General features: G+C 69.4%; 16 protein-coding genes and 3 tRNA genes. 7 read left to right on the top strand and 12 right to left on the bottom strand.

The window, feature by feature from the left end; genetic code table 11:
- Positions 1–70: 70 nt before the first annotated feature.
- Positions 71–1,417: a hypothetical protein gene (locus EV192_RS32160; protein WP_132122129.1), complete on the bottom strand. Its 1,347-nt coding sequence runs from the start codon at positions 1,415–1,417 to the stop codon at positions 71–73.
- Between the two features lie 305 nt (positions 1,418–1,722).
- Here EV192_RS32160 and EV192_RS32165 point away from each other — a divergent pair, with 305 nt between their 5' ends.
- The 3 genes from EV192_RS32165 (at position 1,723) to EV192_RS54995 (ending at position 5,509) form a co-directional block, all read left to right on the top strand.
- On the top strand, positions 1,723–4,407 hold the full coding sequence (locus EV192_RS32165) for a helix-turn-helix transcriptional regulator (RefSeq protein ID WP_132122131.1): 2,685 nt from the start codon (positions 1,723–1,725) through the stop codon (positions 4,405–4,407).
- Positions 4,408–4,477: 70 nt separating this feature from the next.
- Entirely contained in the window at positions 4,478–5,062 is a 585-nt protein-coding gene (locus EV192_RS32170) for a hypothetical protein (protein ID WP_132122133.1), read from the top strand.
- A 135-nt stretch (positions 5,063–5,197) separates the two neighbouring features.
- On the top strand, positions 5,198–5,509 hold the full coding sequence (locus tag EV192_RS54995; RefSeq protein WP_207926320.1) for a hypothetical protein: 312 nt from the start codon (positions 5,198–5,200) through the stop codon (positions 5,507–5,509).
- 458 nt (positions 5,510–5,967) lie between these two features.
- Here the strand turns inward: EV192_RS54995 and EV192_RS56940 are convergent, their stop codons facing one another.
- Positions 5,968–6,894, bottom strand: coding sequence for a hypothetical protein (locus EV192_RS56940; protein WP_279494571.1), 927 nt, complete (start codon positions 6,892–6,894; stop codon positions 5,968–5,970).
- A gap of 360 nt (positions 6,895–7,254) precedes the next feature.
- On the opposite strand from EV192_RS56940, the gene EV192_RS32185 reads away from it, so the two are divergent.
- From EV192_RS32185 to EV192_RS32195, 3 genes are all read left to right on the top strand, one after another.
- Entirely contained in the window at positions 7,255–8,454 is a 1,200-nt protein-coding gene (locus EV192_RS32185; protein WP_132122135.1) for an ROK family transcriptional regulator, read from the top strand.
- Between the two features lie 39 nt (positions 8,455–8,493).
- Positions 8,494–10,122 carry an endo-1,4-beta-xylanase gene (locus tag EV192_RS32190; protein WP_132122137.1) on the top strand — a complete coding sequence of 543 codons (1,629 nt, stop codon included), beginning with the start codon at positions 8,494–8,496 and terminating at the stop codon, positions 10,120–10,122.
- 86 nt (positions 10,123–10,208) lie between these two features.
- Positions 10,209–11,114: a class I SAM-dependent methyltransferase gene (locus EV192_RS32195; RefSeq protein ID WP_132122139.1), complete on the top strand. Its 906-nt coding sequence runs from the start codon at positions 10,209–10,211 to the stop codon at positions 11,112–11,114.
- 73 nt (positions 11,115–11,187) lie between these two features.
- Here the strand turns inward: EV192_RS32195 and EV192_RS32200 are convergent, their stop codons facing one another.
- From EV192_RS32200 to EV192_RS32230, 7 genes are all read right to left on the bottom strand, one after another.
- Complete coding sequence (locus tag EV192_RS32200; protein WP_243727214.1) at positions 11,188–11,697, bottom strand: hypothetical protein; 510 nt, start codon at positions 11,695–11,697, stop codon at positions 11,188–11,190.
- A gap of 155 nt (positions 11,698–11,852) precedes the next feature.
- Positions 11,853–12,602: a hypothetical protein gene (locus EV192_RS55000; protein WP_207926321.1), complete on the bottom strand. Its 750-nt coding sequence runs from the start codon at positions 12,600–12,602 to the stop codon at positions 11,853–11,855.
- Positions 12,603–12,710: 108 nt separating this feature from the next.
- Positions 12,711–12,783: transfer RNA gene (locus EV192_RS54215), tRNA-Cys, on the bottom strand.
- A gap of 77 nt (positions 12,784–12,860) precedes the next feature.
- Positions 12,861–12,934 (bottom strand) — tRNA-Lys (locus EV192_RS32215).
- A 1-nt stretch (position 12,935) separates the two neighbouring features.
- Positions 12,936–13,025 (bottom strand) — tRNA-Ser (locus tag EV192_RS32220).
- Between the two features lie 387 nt (positions 13,026–13,412).
- The gene (locus EV192_RS32225) at positions 13,413–14,252 is read right to left on the bottom strand and encodes an RNA polymerase sigma factor (RefSeq protein ID WP_132122143.1); all 840 of its coding nucleotides are present in this window, start codon (positions 14,250–14,252) and stop codon (positions 13,413–13,415) included.
- On the bottom strand, positions 14,249–15,121 hold the full coding sequence (locus tag EV192_RS32230; protein ID WP_132122145.1) for a haloalkane dehalogenase: 873 nt from the start codon (positions 15,119–15,121) through the stop codon (positions 14,249–14,251). The genes EV192_RS32225 and EV192_RS32230 overlap by 4 nt, the downstream gene beginning before the upstream one ends.
- Positions 15,122–15,284: 163 nt before the next feature.
- Here EV192_RS32230 and EV192_RS32235 point away from each other — a divergent pair, with 163 nt between their 5' ends.
- Positions 15,285–16,415: a phosphatidylinositol-specific phospholipase C1-like protein gene (locus tag EV192_RS32235; RefSeq protein ID WP_132122147.1), complete on the top strand. Its 1,131-nt coding sequence runs from the start codon at positions 15,285–15,287 to the stop codon at positions 16,413–16,415.
- 9 nt (positions 16,416–16,424) lie between these two features.
- Here EV192_RS32235 and EV192_RS32240 read toward each other — a convergent pair whose 3' ends face one another.
- From EV192_RS32240 to EV192_RS32250, 3 genes are read right to left on the bottom strand one after another with little or no spacing between them, the layout of a single operon-like run.
- Positions 16,425–17,657, bottom strand: a complete 1,233-nt coding sequence (locus EV192_RS32240; RefSeq protein WP_132122149.1) for an MFS transporter — start codon at positions 17,655–17,657, stop codon at positions 16,425–16,427.
- Positions 17,658–17,672: 15 nt separating this feature from the next.
- A complete protein-coding gene (locus EV192_RS32245) occupies positions 17,673–18,434 on the bottom strand; it encodes an SDR family NAD(P)-dependent oxidoreductase (RefSeq protein WP_132122151.1) in 762 nt (253 codons plus the stop codon).
- Positions 18,431–18,673, bottom strand: a complete 243-nt coding sequence (locus tag EV192_RS32250) for an acyl carrier protein (RefSeq protein WP_132122153.1) — start codon at positions 18,671–18,673, stop codon at positions 18,431–18,433. The genes EV192_RS32245 and EV192_RS32250 overlap by 4 nt, the downstream gene beginning before the upstream one ends.
- Positions 18,674–18,685: the final 12 nt, after the last annotated feature.

The raw sequence follows: 18,685 nt of genomic DNA on the forward strand, positions 1-18,685 counted from the left end.
CGCGGCGGGGTTGTTCTTTGCCAGGGCCGCGGTTACCGCGTCCGCTGTGGACAGTTGGCCGGCGCCGTTGTCAGCGGGTTGCCTTGGTGATGGCGACGAGGAAGTTGGCCAGCCAGGTGATCGCCTGTTCGGGGATCGCGTTCTGCTTGAGGATGCCGAGCAGCGCGGCCCGGGTGACGCTCTTGTCCCAGTCGTTGATCTGGATCTTGTCGAGCAGGTCGGCCACGGCCGGCGCGCCCGCCTCGATCAGCTTGCCGATCGGCTTGAGCACCAGGGAAAGGATCGGGCCGACCACGCCCGCCTCGGGGATCAGCGCGGTGATCGCGCCGACCAGGTCCGGGATCATCTCCAGGACGAGCGCGGCGACCGGGCCGCCGACCCGGATGGCCACGGCGAGCAAGGACTTGGCGATCCGCAGTCCCTCGACGGCGATCGGACCGCCGAACTCCAGCGCTTTCACCGTGACCGACTTGGCGATCTTGACGGCTTCGACGAGGAGCGGGCCGCCGTCCTTGGCGGCGGTGTTCACGAACGTCCTGAGGAACTCCCCGGTCTGGGCGGTGACCGTGCCACCCACCTTGACGGAGTCGTTGAGCAGCTTGACGATGACCGGGTACGCCGAGTTCGCGGCGACCGTCCCGATCCGGACCGCCTCGGTGATCACCTGCTGGACGAGCTGGTACCCCTGGGTGGCGACCGGGCCGCCGTTCTTGATCGGGTCGGCCAGGAACAGGGCGAACAGCTGCAGGGCCTTGGTCGCGATCTCGGTACCGACGGGCAGCGCGATCGCGACGATGTTCGCCAGGAACTGGTACGCGGCGGTCGCGACCTGGCCGCCCAGCCGGATCAGCTGGTCGAGGACCCCCTTGGCGAACTGGAACGCCTGGTCGGCGAGCACGCCGCCCAACTTGATGCCCGCCTGCACGAGCTTGATCGCCCGGTCCCACAACTCCTGCAGCGGCTCGTCACCGATGCCGGTGGACGACCTGGTCTGCGGAGCGTCCACCGCCTTGCGGACGTCGGCGATGGCCGCCTCGGCGTCCTTGTCGTTCTGTTTCTCGGCCGCGACGGCGAGCTTGTCGACGTTGTCGGTGTTGACGACCTGTCGCAGGTTCCGCGCCAGCGCCTCGCGATCCTTGGCGTCAAGGCCCTTCGGCGCGGGAACGCGATTGGACGGGGTCGCGGCCGGTTTCGCCGCCTTGGCAGACGCCGCCGGCGCCGGGGACTCGCTCGGCGGCGCGGAGCTCTGGACGGCGGCGAGTTCCGCCAGCGCCGCCCGCAACGCCGGACTGGTGCCGGAACTGGCCGTCACCACCGGGTCGGCCGGAGCAGACGAAGCGAGCTGGCCGGTGACCACGGCCAGTACGCTCGCCGCGGTCAACGCCGCCACCGGCTTGGTGAACTTCCTGAGATTCACGACTGTCAAGTCCTTTGATAGCAGGAGACGAGGCGTTCCGGGATCAGGTGGCCGGACGGCTTCGTCGACGGGAGAAGATGGTCGGGCCCGCCCGGGGATGGCCGGCCGCCGGGGGGCGGAGGCTCGGCCGGACACCCCCGGACGCCCAGAGACTGTCCGGTTTGCCGGTGCACGCACATCTGTCGGTTTGACCAGTCTGTGGTCGCGCACCGTGCGTAACGTCCCCCGCCTGGGGGAGGAAGCGATGTCGCGTGCCCGGTCTCGGTAGCGTCGATGTCGGTGGTGGGTCCGAAAGGGAGACTGAGATGTGGCACGGACGTGACGAGGAACACCGCGTCCTGGCCGACACCTTGGCCAGTGCGCGAACGGGACGCGGCAGGGTTCTGATCATCCATGGTGCGGCGGGAGTGGGCAAGACCACACTGCTCGACCACGCGCTGGCCCACGCGGACGACATGACTGTGCTGCGCGGCGCCGCCGTGGAGTCCGAGGTGGAACTGCCGTATGCCGGGTTGGAACTACTGCTGCGGCCGATTTTCGGCTTGCTCGACGAGCTGCCGCGGGTACAGGCCGGCGCGTTGCGGACCGCGTTCGGGTACGCCGAGGGCACGGCCGAGCGGTTCGTCGTCGCGGTGGCCACCCTGGCACTGTTGGCGCTGGCCGCACAACAGCGGCCGGTGGTAGTCGTGGCCGACGACGCGCACTGGCTGGATCAGGCCACTGTGGACACTCTGCTGTTCGTCGGCCGCCGGCTGCGGGCCGAGCCGGTCGCGCTGCTGATCGCGGCCAGAGAAACGTTTCCCGGGCACGGCCTGCCGGAGCTGGGGCTCGGCGGACTCGACCCGGTGGCTTCGGACCGGCTGCTGACCGAGCGGTTCGGCGAACTGTCCGCGCGGGTCCGCGAGCAGCTGATCACCGACACCGGGGGCAACCCGCTCGCGCTGGTCGAGTTGGCCGGGCAGCTGTCGGTCGCTCAACGGCGCGGCACCGAACCGCTACCGGACCACATTCCACTCGGGAAGCGGCTGCTACGCGCGTACACCGAACGCGCCGACCAGTTGCCCGCGACCACCCGACTGGCCGTGCTGGTCGTCGCCGCGGACGACACTGGCGGTCTGGACACCGTGCTCGCCGCGGCCAGGCGTCTTGGCGTGTCACCGACCGCGCTGACCGCCGCCGAGCAGGCGGACATCATCGCGGTCGACGGCATGACTTTGCGGTTTCGACATCCGCTGATCCGTTCGGCGGTCTACCAGCACGCGCCGTTCGCCGAGCGGATGACGGTGCACCGCGCGCTGGCGGACGCACTGGCCGAGGCTGGCCGCGCCGACCACGCGGTGTGGCACCGGGCGCTGGCAAGCGTCGGTCCCGACGAGCCGACCGCCGCCGCGCTGGAGGACATGGCCAGTCCGATGCTGCGCCGCGGCGGCGCAATCGCGGTCAGCACGGCCCTGCATCGCGCGGCCATGCTCAGCGGTGACCCGGTCGACCGCGCCCGTCGGCTCACCAGATCCGCCTGGGCCGCCTGGCAGGCAGGCCACCCCGACCGGGCTCGTGGCCTCGTCGAGCAGGCCGACGAGTTGCCCGCCGACCAGGACACCCGCACCGAGCTGACCTGCCTTCGGGCGTACGTGGACCTGGAAACCGGCAGCCCGTCGGCCGCCTGCGTGCAGGCGCTGCACGCGGCCCGCCTCGCCGCGACGAACGATCCCGGCCGGGCGGTGCGCATGGTGTTGACCGCGACCGTGGCCGCGTACCACGCCGGCGATGTCGCCCGGATCTCCTCCGCGCTCGCGGGTGTCTCGGACCTCGCCCACGGCACCCCGTACGAGTTGGCCGCGCGGTGCGCGAGCATCTTGTCCGGCGGTGACGTCACCGGTGTGTGCGCCACTCCCGACGAGTTGCGGATCACAGCGGAGACGTTGTTCGCCGTCGACGACCCGCACGTCTGGTCGTGGCCGCTGCTGCTGGCGTTGTTCGCCGGCAACGACATCCTCGCCCACCGGTTCGGCCACCAGGCGGCCGGCCGGCTACGGTCGGCCGGGATGGCCGGCATCCTGACCGGCCTCGCCCCCCTGCTGTCCACAGTGGAGTACCACATCGGCCGGTGGACGGACGCCGCCGCGCTGGCCAGCGAGGGCGTGGCACTGTGCCGCGAGACCGGGCAGGTCAACCGGGCCGCCGACCTGCGCGCCTACCTCGCGTTGATAGCCGCGGGCACTGGGGACGCCGACGAATGCCGGCGGCTGGCCGACGACGCGCTGGCGCGCGGGATCGCTGTGACCGCGGCCTTGGCTGTGTGGGCGCGCGGCCTGCTCGCCCTGAGTCTCGGCGACGCGGACGAGGCGTATCACGAATTCGCCCGCATCTTCGCGCCCACCTCGCGGTACGCGCATCCCTACTATCGCCGCACGACCGCCGTCGACTTCATCGAGGCATGCGTGCGCAACGACCGACGCGCCCAAGCCGAGGCCGTCTTCGCGGGGTTCGAGGCGTGGGCGGACACCGCCGGAGTGTCCTGGGCACGGCATCATCTGTACCGCTGCCGTGCCCTCCTCGCGCCCGACGAGGAAGCCGAACCGCATTTCCGCGACGCACTGGCCGAGCGGGACGACCGGCCGTTCGACCATGCCAGGACCAGCCTGCTGTTCGGCGAATGGTTGCGCCGCAACCGACGCCGCACCGAAGCGCGGTCCCACCTGCGCACCGCGCACGAGATTCTGGACGGTCTCGGCGCGACCCGATGGGCGACGACCGCGCGAACCCAGTTGCGTGCCGCCGGCGGCCAGACCCGCCGCACCACGCCGACCGCCCGCCTCACCCCGCAGGAACTGCAGATCGCCCAACTCGCCGCCACCGGGATGAGCAACCGCGAGATCGCCACCCAGCTGTTCCTGAGCCCCCGCACGGTGGGATACCACCTGGGCAAGATCTTCCCCAAGCTGGGCATCACCGCCCGCGGCCAACTGCGCGACGTCCCACTGGGATAGCCGGCACGCGCGGCCTACCACCCTGCCCGAACCCCTGGCACCCTGACCACACAACGACAGGAGCCATCAGATGAGCATTGTCGACCAACTGCCAGCCCTTGTCGGAGTCGTGGTCGGCGCGGCGATGTCCTTTACGTCCACCAGCCTCACCGAACGAAGCCGCTGGCGACGCAGCCAAGCCGTCCGATGGGACGAGCGACGACTGGCCGCCTACTCCGACTACGGCACCGCCGTCAAGGACATGGTCCTGCTGGCCAACCGCATCGCCGCCGCCCGCGGCCTCAACACCCATCCACAACCGCTCGACCCCGACGACGAGGCACTCGCGATGCTGGCCAAGGCAGCCACCCAATGCTCGGTCCTCAGCGAGACCGTGCGCCTGCTGGGCAACACCGACACGATCACGGCCGCGCGGACCATGAACCATCAAGCCTGGCAACTGGAGTGGTTCGCCCGCGGACAACTCGACGGCGACTCCGCCGCCTGGGACAAGGCGTTTCAGGACTACAAGGCCGCCCGCGACGAATACCTACGCTGCGCCCGCCAGCACCTACAGGTGACAGGAAGCGGCACCCCACACGACAGAACCTGGCCACCGCGATGGCTGCCCACTCCCCCAGCGGCTGACGAACAGAACCACGCTGAACATGAGTAGCACCTAAACTCGCGAAGGCACCTTCGTCGAGCAATGTCCACATCGGATGGCCTACGCCCGCAGCGACTTCTCCCGCCGAAGCGATGGTCAGGCCGCGCTCGACCACCTGCTGGAACGGTTGGTCGCGGCAGATACATGCCCAGCCGCCGGCGCGGTGGCCACGAGCGGGGTCTGGTCCCGAGGCTGACCAGGCTGCCGTGGATTCCGACCGAGCAGGACTGGCTGGCGCTGCTTGCCGCAGCCGCGCCGGAGCCGATCCGCAAACGAGTCATGCTCGCGCTCGCCTACGGTTGCGCGCTGCGCCGGGAAGAGCTGTGCTCGCACTACCCGGCACCTGTGCCTGACCGACCTGGCCGGATGGACATCCACGAAATCGCCCTGTTCGCTGGGCACCGTCGGGTCCGGCCGGGAGTTGGGCGAGCCGGCGCGACGGTCGGAGTCCGGTGAACGCCGGGGCGTTGCCCACCAAGGGGTGGTCGACCCTCCGACGGATCATCCGCTACGACCACCGGGCGCCCGGGTGGCCGATCGCCTGTTCCGGCCGCTGGACGATGCCCACACGGGTGCCGCAGTCCATCCCACCAGCGGGCGTGTCCGGACGCGATCGCGGTCGTCCTGCTGCGCATCGCCGAGCAACGCCGCCTGCCGCAGTACGTCGCCGCCCTCGCCTTCGTGCTCGGCGACGTCACCGACTTCGATCACCTGTCGATCAGGTGGGGTTCCCTGGTCACATCCCCTCGGTAGTAGGGAAGTAGGTCCGCACAGGACGAGACAGAGGGCTTCGACAGTGGGTGCCCGCTCGATCCTGCGGGAGTCCGGGCCGCTGGTGTGGCGGGCCCGTGCTTGGCCTGGCCTGGTCGAGGTGGGGCGGCCCCGGGTTGGTGCCGGGGCCGCCGTGGGGTTGCTTACCAGCTGATGGTGACGTGGCCGTCGCCACCGGTGTGGCCGAAGACCACGCCATCATCGTCCGGGTCAACGGGGATATCGGGGATGCCGGCGTCACCACCGGCGCCGGCACCGGTGGCGGGGTTGAGGCCGCCTTGGGTTCCGTTGCCGGCGCCGCCGGGGGTGGCGGCCACGGTGTTGGCGTTGAGGCCGATGCAGGTGGTGATGACCCCACCGAGGCCGGGCAGGGCGCTGCCGGTTCCGTCGGGTGGGAAGGGGGTTCCGCCGCCCTGGCCGCCTTGGCCGCCTGCGGCCCGGGCACCGGTCAGGAGGGTGCCGAAGCTGCTCGCGCCACCGCCGCCACCGCCACCGCCACCGCTGGCGGTGTTGCTGACACCGAACTCGCCACCCAGGCCGCCACCAAGACCGCCACCGCCCAAGCCGCCCAAGCCGGCGAACCCGAAGCCGATGCCAGCGCCACCGCCGCCACCACCGCCTTGCGGCCCGCCGTTGCCGCCGTCACGATCACCGCCGCCGAACGCTGCGCCGCCCGCGCCGCCGTCCGGGCCGCTACCCGCCAGTCCGCTGCCGAAATCCGAATCCCCGGCGCCGCCACCACCGCCACCCACCACGACGGTGTAGGTGGCGCCTGGGGTGACGGGGAGCTGGCAGATGACGTGGGCACCCGCGCCGCCGCCACCACCAGGGGTGCCCGACGCGCCGAAGGTGGGGTCGAGCCAGAGGCTTTCGCCGCCGCCACCACCGCCACCGCCGGTCAGGTCGACGTGCAGGGTGTGCACACCGGCCGGAACGGTGAAGGTGTGGTGCCCGGGGTAGAACTCCTCCGGGTTCGACTGGGCCTGCGCGACGCCGCTGGTGGCGCACACCACGCCACCGACGAGCACTGTCACCGCCGCGATCCGAGAACCGAGATGTCGGGTACTCATTGAGGACCTCCCACTACCTGAGGACTCACCGCACACCAGATGCACACGGCGAGTAGCCAACGGGACACTGACTGACGCGCCTGGCGCGCGTGCTACTACGTCACCCAGCCGACGGCCGCGTGCCCAATCACCTCCGTTGACCGGCCACGATGCGGTGACCCCACGCATTCTTCGTCCACACCGGACACTTGAACCCCGCCGGCTACGGATCGTGACCACAAACGAGGTTCACTTGTGACCTGCGTCACATCAGGGAGCTTGACCGGTTGAGCTCCAAGTCGCTGGAGACGCCCAGAGTCGATATCTTTTGGTAATAGAGTATTACTGGATCCAGTAAGGCGTAGTTACTAGAATGAGCGTGTGTTGAGTGGCGCGGTCACCGGGTCCCTGGTCAGGGAGTTGAACCTGCAGGCTGTCTACCTGGCGGTTCGACAGCTGCATCCGGTGTCCAGGGCCGAACTGGCCCGGCGGTTGGGCACGTCCAAGCCGACCATCGGACGGTCCATCGACGCGTTGCTGGCCGCTGGGTTGATCCGTGCGGCGGACGCCACCGGGTACGGCGCGACCTTCTTCGAGCCGTGTCCCGAGGCTGGTGCGGTGCTCGGTCTGGACGTTGGCAGCCGATATTTGCGGGGGGTGATCGCCGACCTTGACGGCAACGAACGCGCGCGGGCCGATGTCCGGCTGGCCTCGAACCATGGGCCCGATGTGGTGGCCGACGCCGTGCGGCTCAAGGAAAAACTCACCACCGAGGCCGAGGTGGACACTGTGGACATGGCCGTTGTCGGGATCGGTGGGGTGATCGACCCGCGGACCGGCCAGGTCCGGGTGGCCAACCAGCACGAGCTGAACGGCTTCGCGGCCGGCGCCGAGTTCCGGACCGCGTTGGGTGTGCCGGTGACGGTCGAGAACGACGTCAACCTGGCCGCGCTCGGCGAAGGCCGGCGCGGCGCCGGGGTGGGCCTGCGGGACTTCGCTTTCCTCGCCGTCGGAAGCGGAGTCGGCGCGGGACTCGTCCTGGGCGGCGAGGTGCATCGCGGTCACCACGGCGCTGCCGGCGAGATCGACTACGTCCGGCCGGGCCACGAGTTCGAGCCCGCCAGCCCCGCCGCGGACGCGTTCCTCGCGTACGCCGAGAAACTCGTTGCCCAGTTCGCCAAGCCGCGCGCGCGGAGCGACCCGGACAGGCTGGCGCAGGCCATGGGCACCTCGCTGAGAAGTCCACTGACCACCGAGGCGATCATGGCCGCCGCCCGCGACGGCGACGGGTTCGGCCTGTCGCTAGTTGACCTTGAGGCCGACCGGATCGCCCGGTACGCCTCGACACTGACCCAGGTCGTCGACCTTGAGCTGGTTGTCCTCGGCGGCGGCCTCGGTCTCAACGGCGACCTGCTGCTCGACCCGGTCCGGGCCGCCCTCGCCGCGTTGGTCCCCTACCCGCCGGGAGTGGAGGTCTCGCAGTTGGGCGCGGACGCGACACTGGTCGGCGCGATTATGTTGGCATTGCAGGAAGTTCTTGACGATTTGGTGCCCACCCGGGTCGCCGCCGCGGGTGGCTAGGAACATACGACATTCGCATGCGTTGTCATGGAGGGTTGGATGAGACTGGCAGTCCTGGCGGCAGTGTCCACTGTGGCCTTAATCGCGTCCGGGGTACCTGCCGTCGCGGCGGGCATCGACCTGCTGCGCGGGCACGACTGGACGCACTTCGCCGGCGCGGCACGGACCGCGGACGGCGTGCAGATCACCCCGTTGGACCGGTGGATCACGTCGCAGAAGGAAGGCAGACGCCTGCAACCGAATCCGCCGGTCAACCTGGCCGGCCCACACCTGGCCGTGGCCGGCGACTTCCAGGTCGACGCGACGATGGCCGGTATCAACGGAAAGTCCGCGTACCTGCAGCTCTACGGCCAGCTGCCGGTGATCTATGACGAGTGGCGCCAGGAACGCCCGAGCGTGCGCGTCGGGATCGTCGGTGGCCGGCTGGAGACCGCGGTATGGGACGGGGAGTCCAACACCGCCGAGGAGACCAGGACGTTCGGCGCCGGCCTGTCCGGGGACGTGACGGTGTCGATCAAGCGTGCCGGCGGCAGGATCACATTGTCCGCGAACGGGAAACGGCTCGGCAGCGTCGACGAGCACGATGTGTTCGCCAGCGGCACGGTGTGGTTCGGCGCGGACGCGCAGGTCGGCGGCGGCTGGCGGCTGGCAGCTCTCAGCGCCTCGGGTTCGGTCGACGTCGTCGACAGTCCGGACCGGACCCAGCCGACGTCGAAGAAATCACTGCGTGCCAAGGCATCTGGCTTGGACCGTCCGATCCATGTCGGTACCGCGATCGCGAGCACTCCGCTCGTCGACGACGCCGCCTACCGAGCGATCGCCGGCCGTGAGTTCGACATGATCACGCCGGAGAACGACATGAAACCCCAGTTCGTCCAGCCGAGACGCGGTGTGTTCGCGTTCGCCGAGGCGGACACGCTTGTCGACTTCGCCCGCGCCAACGACCAGGCCGTACACGCCCACACACTGGTGTGGTTCGAGGCGCTGCCGACGTGGATGCGGTCCGCGCCGGACAAGGAAACCGTGATGCTCGACCACATCAAGGCCGTCGCCGGGCACTTCGCCGGCCGGGTCGCCGAATGGGACGTGGTCAACGAGCCCATGGACGAGGACAGCTCGGACGGTCTCCGGCACAACCTGTGGTGGCAGGCGATGGGCAAGGGCTACATCGCCAAGGCGTTCACCGCGGCGCGGCAGGCCGACCCGAACGCCGTCCTGTACCTCAACGAGTACGGCGTCGAGGAGGCCGGTGAGCGCTGGGACCGGCTTTACCAGCTGGTCAAGGACCTCAAGGCCGCCGGTGTCCCGATCGACGGCGTGGGCTTCCAGAACCACGAGTACGCGAAAGGCGACCGCACTCCGCCGGAAACCTTCCGCCAGCACGTCCAGGCGTTGGCCGCGCTCGGCCTGAAGGTCCGTGTGTCCGAAATGGACGTCAGTGCGAACGGGGACAGTGCCGCCGTGCAGGCCAAGGAGTTCGCCGGCAAGCTCGCAGTGTGCCGCGACGAGCCGAACTGCACCAGCTTCGGCATGTGGGGCTTCACCGATCGCTACGGATCCACCGCGGACATCAACAACTACCCGCCGTCGCCCGGTGACGCCTTGCCGTGGGACCGGAACCTACGGCCTAAGAAGGCGTACACAGCCATGCTCAACGAGCTGAACTGAGAAACTGTCCTGAACGGTGTGCCTCCGGTGATCCGGCCCGACAAAGTCGGTGGCTCATTCGGAGGCGCGTCGTTAGCCTCCGTCGGGTGATCTACGAAGACCCGCGGGCGTACCTGCTCGGGCTTGAGGGTATTGCCTTGCTGCGCGCGTTCACCGGAGAGTACGACCGCGACTTCGTGGCGGCCAGGATCGCGGAGATCCGCAGAGTGCTCGCCGACGAGGCGTTGGCGGACGCGGCCGTGGAAGTCGAGCGGGTCGACACGGTTACCGGCTATCGACTGTGGTCGGCGACGTATGACCGGCCCAACTCGGCGTTCGACATCGACGAGCCCGTGGTCAAGGAGATCGTGGACGCGCTGCCCGTGGGTGTCGCGCTGGATGCCGCGTGCGGGACTGGTCGCTATGCCGAGTTTCTGGCCGGGCGTGGCCATCGGGTCATCGGTGTGGACGGCTCGCCCGACATGCTCGCGCGGGCGCGTACGCGGGTGCCGCGGGGCGAGTTCCTGCTCGGTGATCTACGCCAACTCCCGGTGGCCGACGCCGCGGTTGATCTGGTCGTGTGTGCCCTGGCACTGACCCACATCCCGACGCTCAAGCCGGCGCTGGCGGAGTTCGCCAGGGTTCTGCGTCCAGGCGGACACCTGGTGATCGCCGACATGCACCCCGAGCGGGTGGCGCAGGGCGCGATTCCCTCCGTGCGTGGTGCTGATGGCCGACCTGGACGGCTGAGTTCCTACCGCCACTTGATCGGGGACTACCTGCGAGCCGCGCTGCCAGTGGGACTGCACGTGCGTCGCTGCGAGGAACCTCCCGTGCCGACCAACGAACGGTCGCAGCCCGCGGATCGGACAGACACGTTCGGGGAGGTAGGACCGTGGGAGCTGTGGCCGTGGTGTCTGGCCGACATGGTGCCCGAGGCGACACGAGCCGCCAGCGCGGGGCCGGCGCTGGTCATCTGGCATTTCCAGTTGGGTGCGTCCACAGCGGAATGACGGTGACTCCGGTGCGCTCAACGGTCCCGAGCAGTGGCAGTTTCTTGGGCAGGTCCCAGCGACGGCCGGGTGATCACGGACGGTATGGCGTCGCGGTGGTCGGTCCGTACGACTTCGTGCTGCCGGCGACCGCCGCCATGATCGCCGTCAGGACGCCGAAGATGATCGACAGCCCGATGGCGACGCCGTTGCTCCTCGCGAAGCCGAAGAGGAACTTCACGTGGGCATCGAAGTCCGCGCCCCGCAGTAGCGGCGACACGAAGTCCACCACTGTGAACAGCACGCAAACCACGCACAGTGTCCACGCGCCGGGAATCTTGCGGGCGAACGTGAACCCCGCCGCGACCACCAGCAACACCGCGCCGATGACGCCACCGAGCACGTTCTGCACCTCCAGGCTGGACCAGCCAACGTCCGGCTGGCCGGCGATGTCGACGTTGTAGAGCGCGAACCAGACGAGCATGCCGGCGGTGATCAGCGCCAGGATGCCGGCGGTCGCCGCCGCCGCGGCGTTTGCCCTCGGTCTCGGCGGCGCCGCCAACGGGCTCGGCCCGCCACCCCACGGCGCGGGTCCGCCCGCCATCGGCGGCTGACCATACGGAGGAAATCCGGGCGGCGGTGGATTCGGCTGCATCCGCACTCCTCGCGTGTTTCGGCGACATGGACCTGCCGCCCATCATGGTCCGCGATCATCATAGGTCGCGGGTGGTGGCCGGTTGGTGACAGCCCGCCGGCTTCTCAGAAGTACTTCAGCACGTCGGCTTCGATTTCGCTGAAGTTGACGTCGTCGTGGGCTGGCGGTTCGTAGTCGCGTGCGCGTACGTGCTGCAGGAAGCCGTCCGGAAGATCCAGCGGATAGCGGCTCAGGTAATGGATCGAATCCTTCCGCCAGATCCATTCCCCGTCCGAGATCAACGATGACGCGCTCATGATCTGGTCGGTGCCGTTCACCATGTCCACCTCGACATCCAGGACATCGAGGACAGGCGGCGCCGTTCGCATGTACTCGATGACTCGCTCGCGGTCATCGATCACCCGGTCGGTGTGGTCGAAGACGGACGGCAGATCGTCATGGCGCCCCACGTACATCTCGCGGTACACCCCGACGGGCTTCAACGGTTCCGCACGTGTGGGTCTCTGGCCTGGCCGGACGTGGTCGGGACAGAGCGTTTTGAACCACGTCTCGCCAGTCATGCCGCCCGGCTCGCCACAGACCTCACAGGTGCGACCGGACTCCTCCTCGGCCGCCCGCACAATCGCGGAGACCTGGTCACCGAGCTCACGCGCGATGCCGAGTTCGCCGGTCACGGGATCGAAGTACACGCCCAAGTGGAGGCGCAGCGTGCCGTACTTCTCCTTGACCTGCGCCACCTGATAGCTCGGCAGCACGGCGACAAGCTCAGCGTGGGCGCGCATCAGGATGCTGTGCCACCCACGCCCAACGTGGTCCAGGTATTCGGGTATCTGCCGGTCGGACACGTTCGCCATGGGACTGATCCTGCCCTAGCCCGCGATTCCCCCGCAGCCCGCGACATCAAGCTGCCGTTCGACGGACGACAGAGCCAGAACCCACACAGCGGAGCAGGTGCTTCCCGGAGACCCACCCGGGAGTCGAACCCGGAATTGGAACGGCTTTGCAGACCGCCACACGACCGTCGTGACGTGGGCCAGGCCACCCGTAAGGGCTGGTTGTCACACCGATGATGGGCGCGTCCCGGTGTCGAACCAGGCGCGCCAAGGTGTTCGTAGGCCGCCGGGGACTCGAACCCCGTACCCGTCGCTTAAGAGGCGACTGCTCTAGCCCGTTGAGCTAGCGACCTGCGGAGGATGCAGGAATCGAACCTGCGCGGCGCTCGTCACGCCGACGTCCGTTTTCGAGACGGCTGCCTTCCCTGGCTCGGCCAATCCTCCTTGCACCGCAACGGCTGGTGCCGGTATCGGTGCCGCTATGGAGATGTCAATGATCCGCGCCGACCCATGGGAAATGGGCGGCGTCAAGAATTGTTTCGGGGTGCGCGAAATAGCGAAAGCCGCCCGGATCGGTTACCCGATGGGCGGCTCCCTGGACATGACGTGCTCTACATCATGGCGAGGAGCCTTCGCCGCTCAGAATCTCTTGTTCCTGACAGGACAAGGGCTTCCGACTGTCAGCGTTCGACGAACACACGACGCCGAACGCAGCGGCCAGGTACTGGCGCCGCGTGCCTCGCTTTCGCATGTCCGTCATGACCTCTCCTCAGTCGGTACGCATTCACAATGTCCGATGTCCATGCTTACGTCAATCTCATTTGAAGGAAGCTAGGAGGATTCGCGCGAGTTGTCGGGTAGCAGTGCCTGGTATCGGCCGGAGCGGATCAGGGCCAGGATGGCGTTGGTCCGGGATTCCGGGGCCGCGTAGGCGGGGTGGGCGCGCAGCAGTTCGCCTACGTTCCGCAGGTGGCTCAGGTCGGTGGCGGCTTGGGCGGTCCCTCGGGTCGGGTGGGTGGCCAGCATCGGGACGTCCGGCCCGATCCGGCCCTTGCCGATCGCGTAGTTCACCCGTTTCCCGCACCGGCACGGCGCGGTCGCGTCCAGCAGGCCGCAGCGCCCGCGCAACGCCGCACGGACCTGGCTGCGGGCGCGTTCCAGGCGCTTGCGGTATGCCGACGGCGAGATTTCGAGCACCCAGGCGGCTTCCTGCCCGGACAGTCCCAGTACCTCGCCGAGTACATAGGTGGCACGCCCTGGTCGGTCGAGGCACCGCAGGAGAGCCTGGGTGCACAGCAGGCGGATCTCCTCGGCGAGCAGGTCGCTGTCCGGCCCGGTGTACGTGGGCGCCGACAGGCCGTCGAGCAGGTCCTGCCGATAGCTGTCGAAGGTGAGCTGTTCCTGGGGCCTGTGCCGCCGCAGGTTGACCAGGTGGTTGACGGCGATCCGGTAGGCCCAGGTGACCAGCGCGGCCTCGCCGCGGAAGGACGCCAGGCGGGTCATCACCCGGATGAGGATCTCCTGGGCCGCGTCCTCGGCGTCGACAGGGCGGCCGGTCATCCGCAGGGCCAGGCGGTAGACCGGGTCCTGGACCCGCCGCAGCACCTCGGCGAGCGCGTCCTGGTTCCCGGCCACCGCCCTGGCCACAAGGTCCGCGTCGGGGTGGGTCATCCGAGCTTGTCCAGCCAGCGCGCCACCGACCGGCCGATCGCCTCCGGGATCTGCTCCGGGGCGTGGTGTCCGGCCTCGCCGAGCTCCTCGACCTGCAAGGAGCTGATGGTCCGCCGCGCCCAGGCGATCACCTCCGCGGACCCGAGGCCCTGGGCGGGCGTCACGGTCATCAACAACTTCGACACGTCCACAGACTGGCCCATCCACTCGCCGTAGGCCATCATCCGGGCCACGACGTCCGCCGGCTCGCCGTCCAGGGGGAACTCCCGCGCCCACTGCAGCATCGGGCGGCGAGAGTCCGGGCTCGGGTACGCGGCCCGGTACTCGTCGAGATCCCGTTCGGCGATGCCGGGCACGAGGCGCCGGAGATTGCCCTCGATGAACAGGTTCTCGTCCAGGACCATCCGCTCGCCGACACCGGGCGTGCGGAACGCCCGGAACATGTCGGCGGCCTGCGGCACCATCTCCGACCACGACATCGGCCGCAGGAACGTCTCGATGAGCGCGATCCCCCGGACCCGACCAGCTCCGTGACGCGCGGCCCAGTCCTGGGCCAGCGCCCCGCCCCAGTCGTGCCCGACCAGGACCAGGTCCCCGTCCGGAACGACCCGGTCCAGCCACGCCTTCAGGTAACGGGCGTGGTCGTCGAAGCGGTAGCCGATCGCGGGTTTGCCGGAGGCTCCCATCCCGATCAGGTCCGGCGCCAGGCACCGGGCCCGCCCGCTGACCTGTGGGACGACCTCGCGCCACAGGTGCGATGAGGTCGGGTTCCCGTGCAGGAACACCACGACCGGGCCGTTCCCCTGCTCTCGGTGGGCGATCCACGAGTCCAGGACGTCAACCCTCATGATGTCGTTCGATGTGGACATAGCCGTGCTCTCCTTCGCTCACGCGGTGTGGACGAAGGGTTGGACACAGGCCACCGAGCCGTTGTGACAGCTCCCAGCGAAATTCCCTGTCGGTCGCCGGCTGCTCCACGGTCCGACACCTGCATTTTCCTGAGTGATCATTTCGGTGGTGCAGCGTTGCCGCATGGGGAGATTGACTGCCGCCACCGCGGCCCTCGCGATCACGGCGGGCGCGTTGCTCACGTCGGCCGGTCCGGCGGCGGGGTTCCCGCCGATGGGTCGCGGCGTTCGGATGAACCAGGTCCAGGTCATCGGCACGCACAACAGCTACCACCGGGAGCTGTCCTTCGCCGAGCAGCAACGCCAGCGGGAGAGCGACCACCTGTGGTACTCGCACCCGTCGCTGCCGGCGCAGTTCGGCCAGGAGGGCGTACGCCAGATCGAGCTCGACGTGATGCCCGACAGCGACGCCGGCGGCCTGTACACCCGGCCGCTGATCCGCCAGGCCGCCGGGCTGGGTCCGCTGACCGACCCGGACATGGCCAAACCGGGCTTGAAGGTGATGCACTGGGCCGACCACGACTACGGCACCTCCTGTGTGGCCGTCGTCACGTGCCTGCGGCAGGTGGTGGACTGGTCGCGGCAGCACCGAGGGCACGCGCCGATCGCCGTGCTGCTGGAGTTGAAGCAGACCGACCCGGCCATGGAGCAGCAGGGCGGCCCGAAGAGCCCACCGTGGGACGACCAGCGGTTCGCGGCGCTGGACGCGGAGATCCGGTCAGTGGTCCCGGCCGAGCAGCTGATCACCCCGGACACGCTGCGCAGGCCGGGGCTGACCCTGGAACAGTCGGTGCTGCGGTCCGGCTGGCCCAGCCTGGACCAGGCGCGCGGCAAGTTCGTGTTCCTGATGGACAACAAGGACCCCAAGGTGCAGGCGCCTTACCTGGCGGGCCGGCCGAACCTGGAGGGCCGGGTGCTGTTCACCGACTCGGCGCCGGGCCGCGCCGACGCGGCCTTCCTGGAGCAGAACGACCCCAGGGGCGCCAATACCGCGCAGATCCAGGACTGGGTACGCCGGGGCTACCTGGTGCGCACCCGCGCCGACGAGCCCTTCGACGCGGCCAGCACCGGGGACACCACCCGACTGAAGGCAGCCCTGGCCAGCGGCGCCCAGCTGGTGAGCACCGACTTCCCGGTGCCCGGACTGGCCGCCCGCTACGGCAGTGACTACGTCGCCGAACTACCCGGCCACGTTCCGCTGCGTTGCAACCCGGTGAACGCCCCCTGGTACTGCCGCGGTGTCCCGTTGGAGTAGATGACATGGTCAACGCAGGGACCGGATCACCGGGCTCGCGGCGACCAGGCCGGCGCACGCCAGGACGGCGCTGCCACAGACCAGAAACAGCGTCGTCGTGCCGTATGGGAGCAGGGCGCCGGCAACCGCGTAGGAGAACGGGTCCAACGCCACCGTTGCCAGCACGACGAGGCTCATCACTCGGCCCAGCAGGTGCTTGGGCACTCGCTCCTGCAGCGTGGCCACGACGACCACTCCGAGAAACGCGGACCCGAGGCCGACGAGTGAGACGACCGCCGTCGCGGCGACGACGTGGGTGACGGCGGCGAGTCCGGCCGTGCCTGCGCCGATCGCCGCGACCCCGCCGACCACGGTCCAGCCGCGCCGGGCGGGCGGCCGCCACCCGGCCATGAGTGAGCCGGCCAGTGAGCCGGCACCGAAACCGGAGAGCACGACGCCCAGAGATCCCGCGCCGCCGAGGCGTTGATCGGCGAGCACCGCGCCGCCCACGAGCACGGGACCCACGACCGCGATGTTGATCAGGGCGATGGCGGCCAGCATCCCTCGCACCAGCGGTTCATGCCAGGCGTATCGCAAGCCCGCGCCGAGGGCACGCGCACTGCTGAGCTGCTCACCGTCCTTGGCGTCCGGACCGCGTCTTGTCACACGGATGAGCGTGCTGAGGGCGATGGCGGCCACTGCGGCCACCGCGGCGATCCCACCGAGCGTCGCATCGAAGCCGACCGCGGCGATGACTCCGGCGGCCACCGCCGGGCCGACCAGATCGCCTCCCGACTCCGCGCCCTGCACCAGCGCGTTGACCCGGGCGAGCTGCTCGGTCGGCACGACGGCGGGCAGCAACGCCAGGGCCGCCGGGAAGTACGCGGCGTCGGCGGCGCCGAGCAGCCCGGCGAGCAGCGCAACCGTCGTCACCGATGGTGAGGTGAAGGTGACCAGGGCGCCAAGCGCGAGCAGGACGGCGACCCTGAGCCAGGCGGCGGCGACCGCGACACGGGCTGGATCAAGGCGGTCGACCAGTACCCCCGCGGGAAGCAGGAGCACCGCTCGCGGCAGCGCCACGGCCACAAGAACGAACCCCGTGGCGATCCCGGGTTCCGACAGTTCGAGCACGAACAGCGTGAGCCATATCAGGAACAGCGCATCGACCACGGCCGCCAACCCTTGGCCCACAACCAGACGGCGCAGGTGCGGATCACCGAGCGATCCGCGCGGAAGAGAACGGGCGGTCGGCTCCGTCGTCATTGCCAGCTCCCTGGGCTATGCGATGTGGGTGCCGCCGTCGACCGTCAGAGTGGTGCCGGTGACGTAGGACGACGCGTCGGAAACGAGGAAGACCAAGGCCGCGGCGAGCTCCTCGGGCTGCCCGACGCGGCCCGAGAGCACCCGCGGCATCATCGCGTCGAGGTAGCCCTCGGCGTAGCCGTCGGTCATCGCGGAGGTGAACAGGCCCGGTGCGAGGGCGTTCACGCGGATGCCCTTGCCGGGGGTCCACTGCTGGGCGAGATCGCGGGTGAGCCCGAGGATCCCGGCCTTCGACGCCGAGTAGGCGGCCTGCGGCAGACCGCCCGTGACCAGCGCGAGGATGCTCGACACGTTGACGATGGCACTGCCCGGCGGCATCACCGCGGCCGCGGCCTGGGCCATCCAGTAGGAGCCGTTGAGATTGATGTCGACGACCTCGCGGAACTGCTCCGGTGTCTCCTCGGTCGCAGGCTGTTCGCTGCTGATCCCGGCGTTGTTGACCAGAATGTCCACCCGCCCGAACGCGTGAACAGCCGCGTCTATCAGCGCGCGGCAGTCCTCAGGCTTGGCAACGTCAGTACGCACAGCGACAGCCCGGCGGCCGAGCGCCTCGACGGCCCCGCGCGTTGCCACCAGCCTGTCGGCACGCCGCGCCCCGAGCACGACATCGGCGCCGGCCTCGGCCAGCGCGGTGGCGAAGGCGACACCCAGCCCGGCGGAGGCGCCGGTGACCACGGCGACGCGACCGTCGAGCCGGAAACGATCAAGGACACTCACCGGTGGTTGGCGACGAAGCTCACCGCGTCGCCGACGGTTCGCAGCTCCGCGACCTGGTCGTCCGGGATCCGCACCGCGAACCTGTCCTCGACCTGCACGGTGATCTCCACCATCGACAGGGAGTCGACGTCCAGATCGTCGACAAAGGACTTCTCGCCGGTCACTTCGGCGGAGTCGACACCCATCACGTCTTCGACGATTTTGGCGATGTCGTTGAGGATCTCGGTGTTGGTCAGCATGGTTTTCCTTCC

It is taken from the genome of Actinocrispum wychmicini, assembly GCF_004345645.1.
GTDB classification, from domain to species: Bacteria; Actinomycetota; Actinomycetes; order Mycobacteriales; family Pseudonocardiaceae; genus Kibdelosporangium; species Kibdelosporangium wychmicini.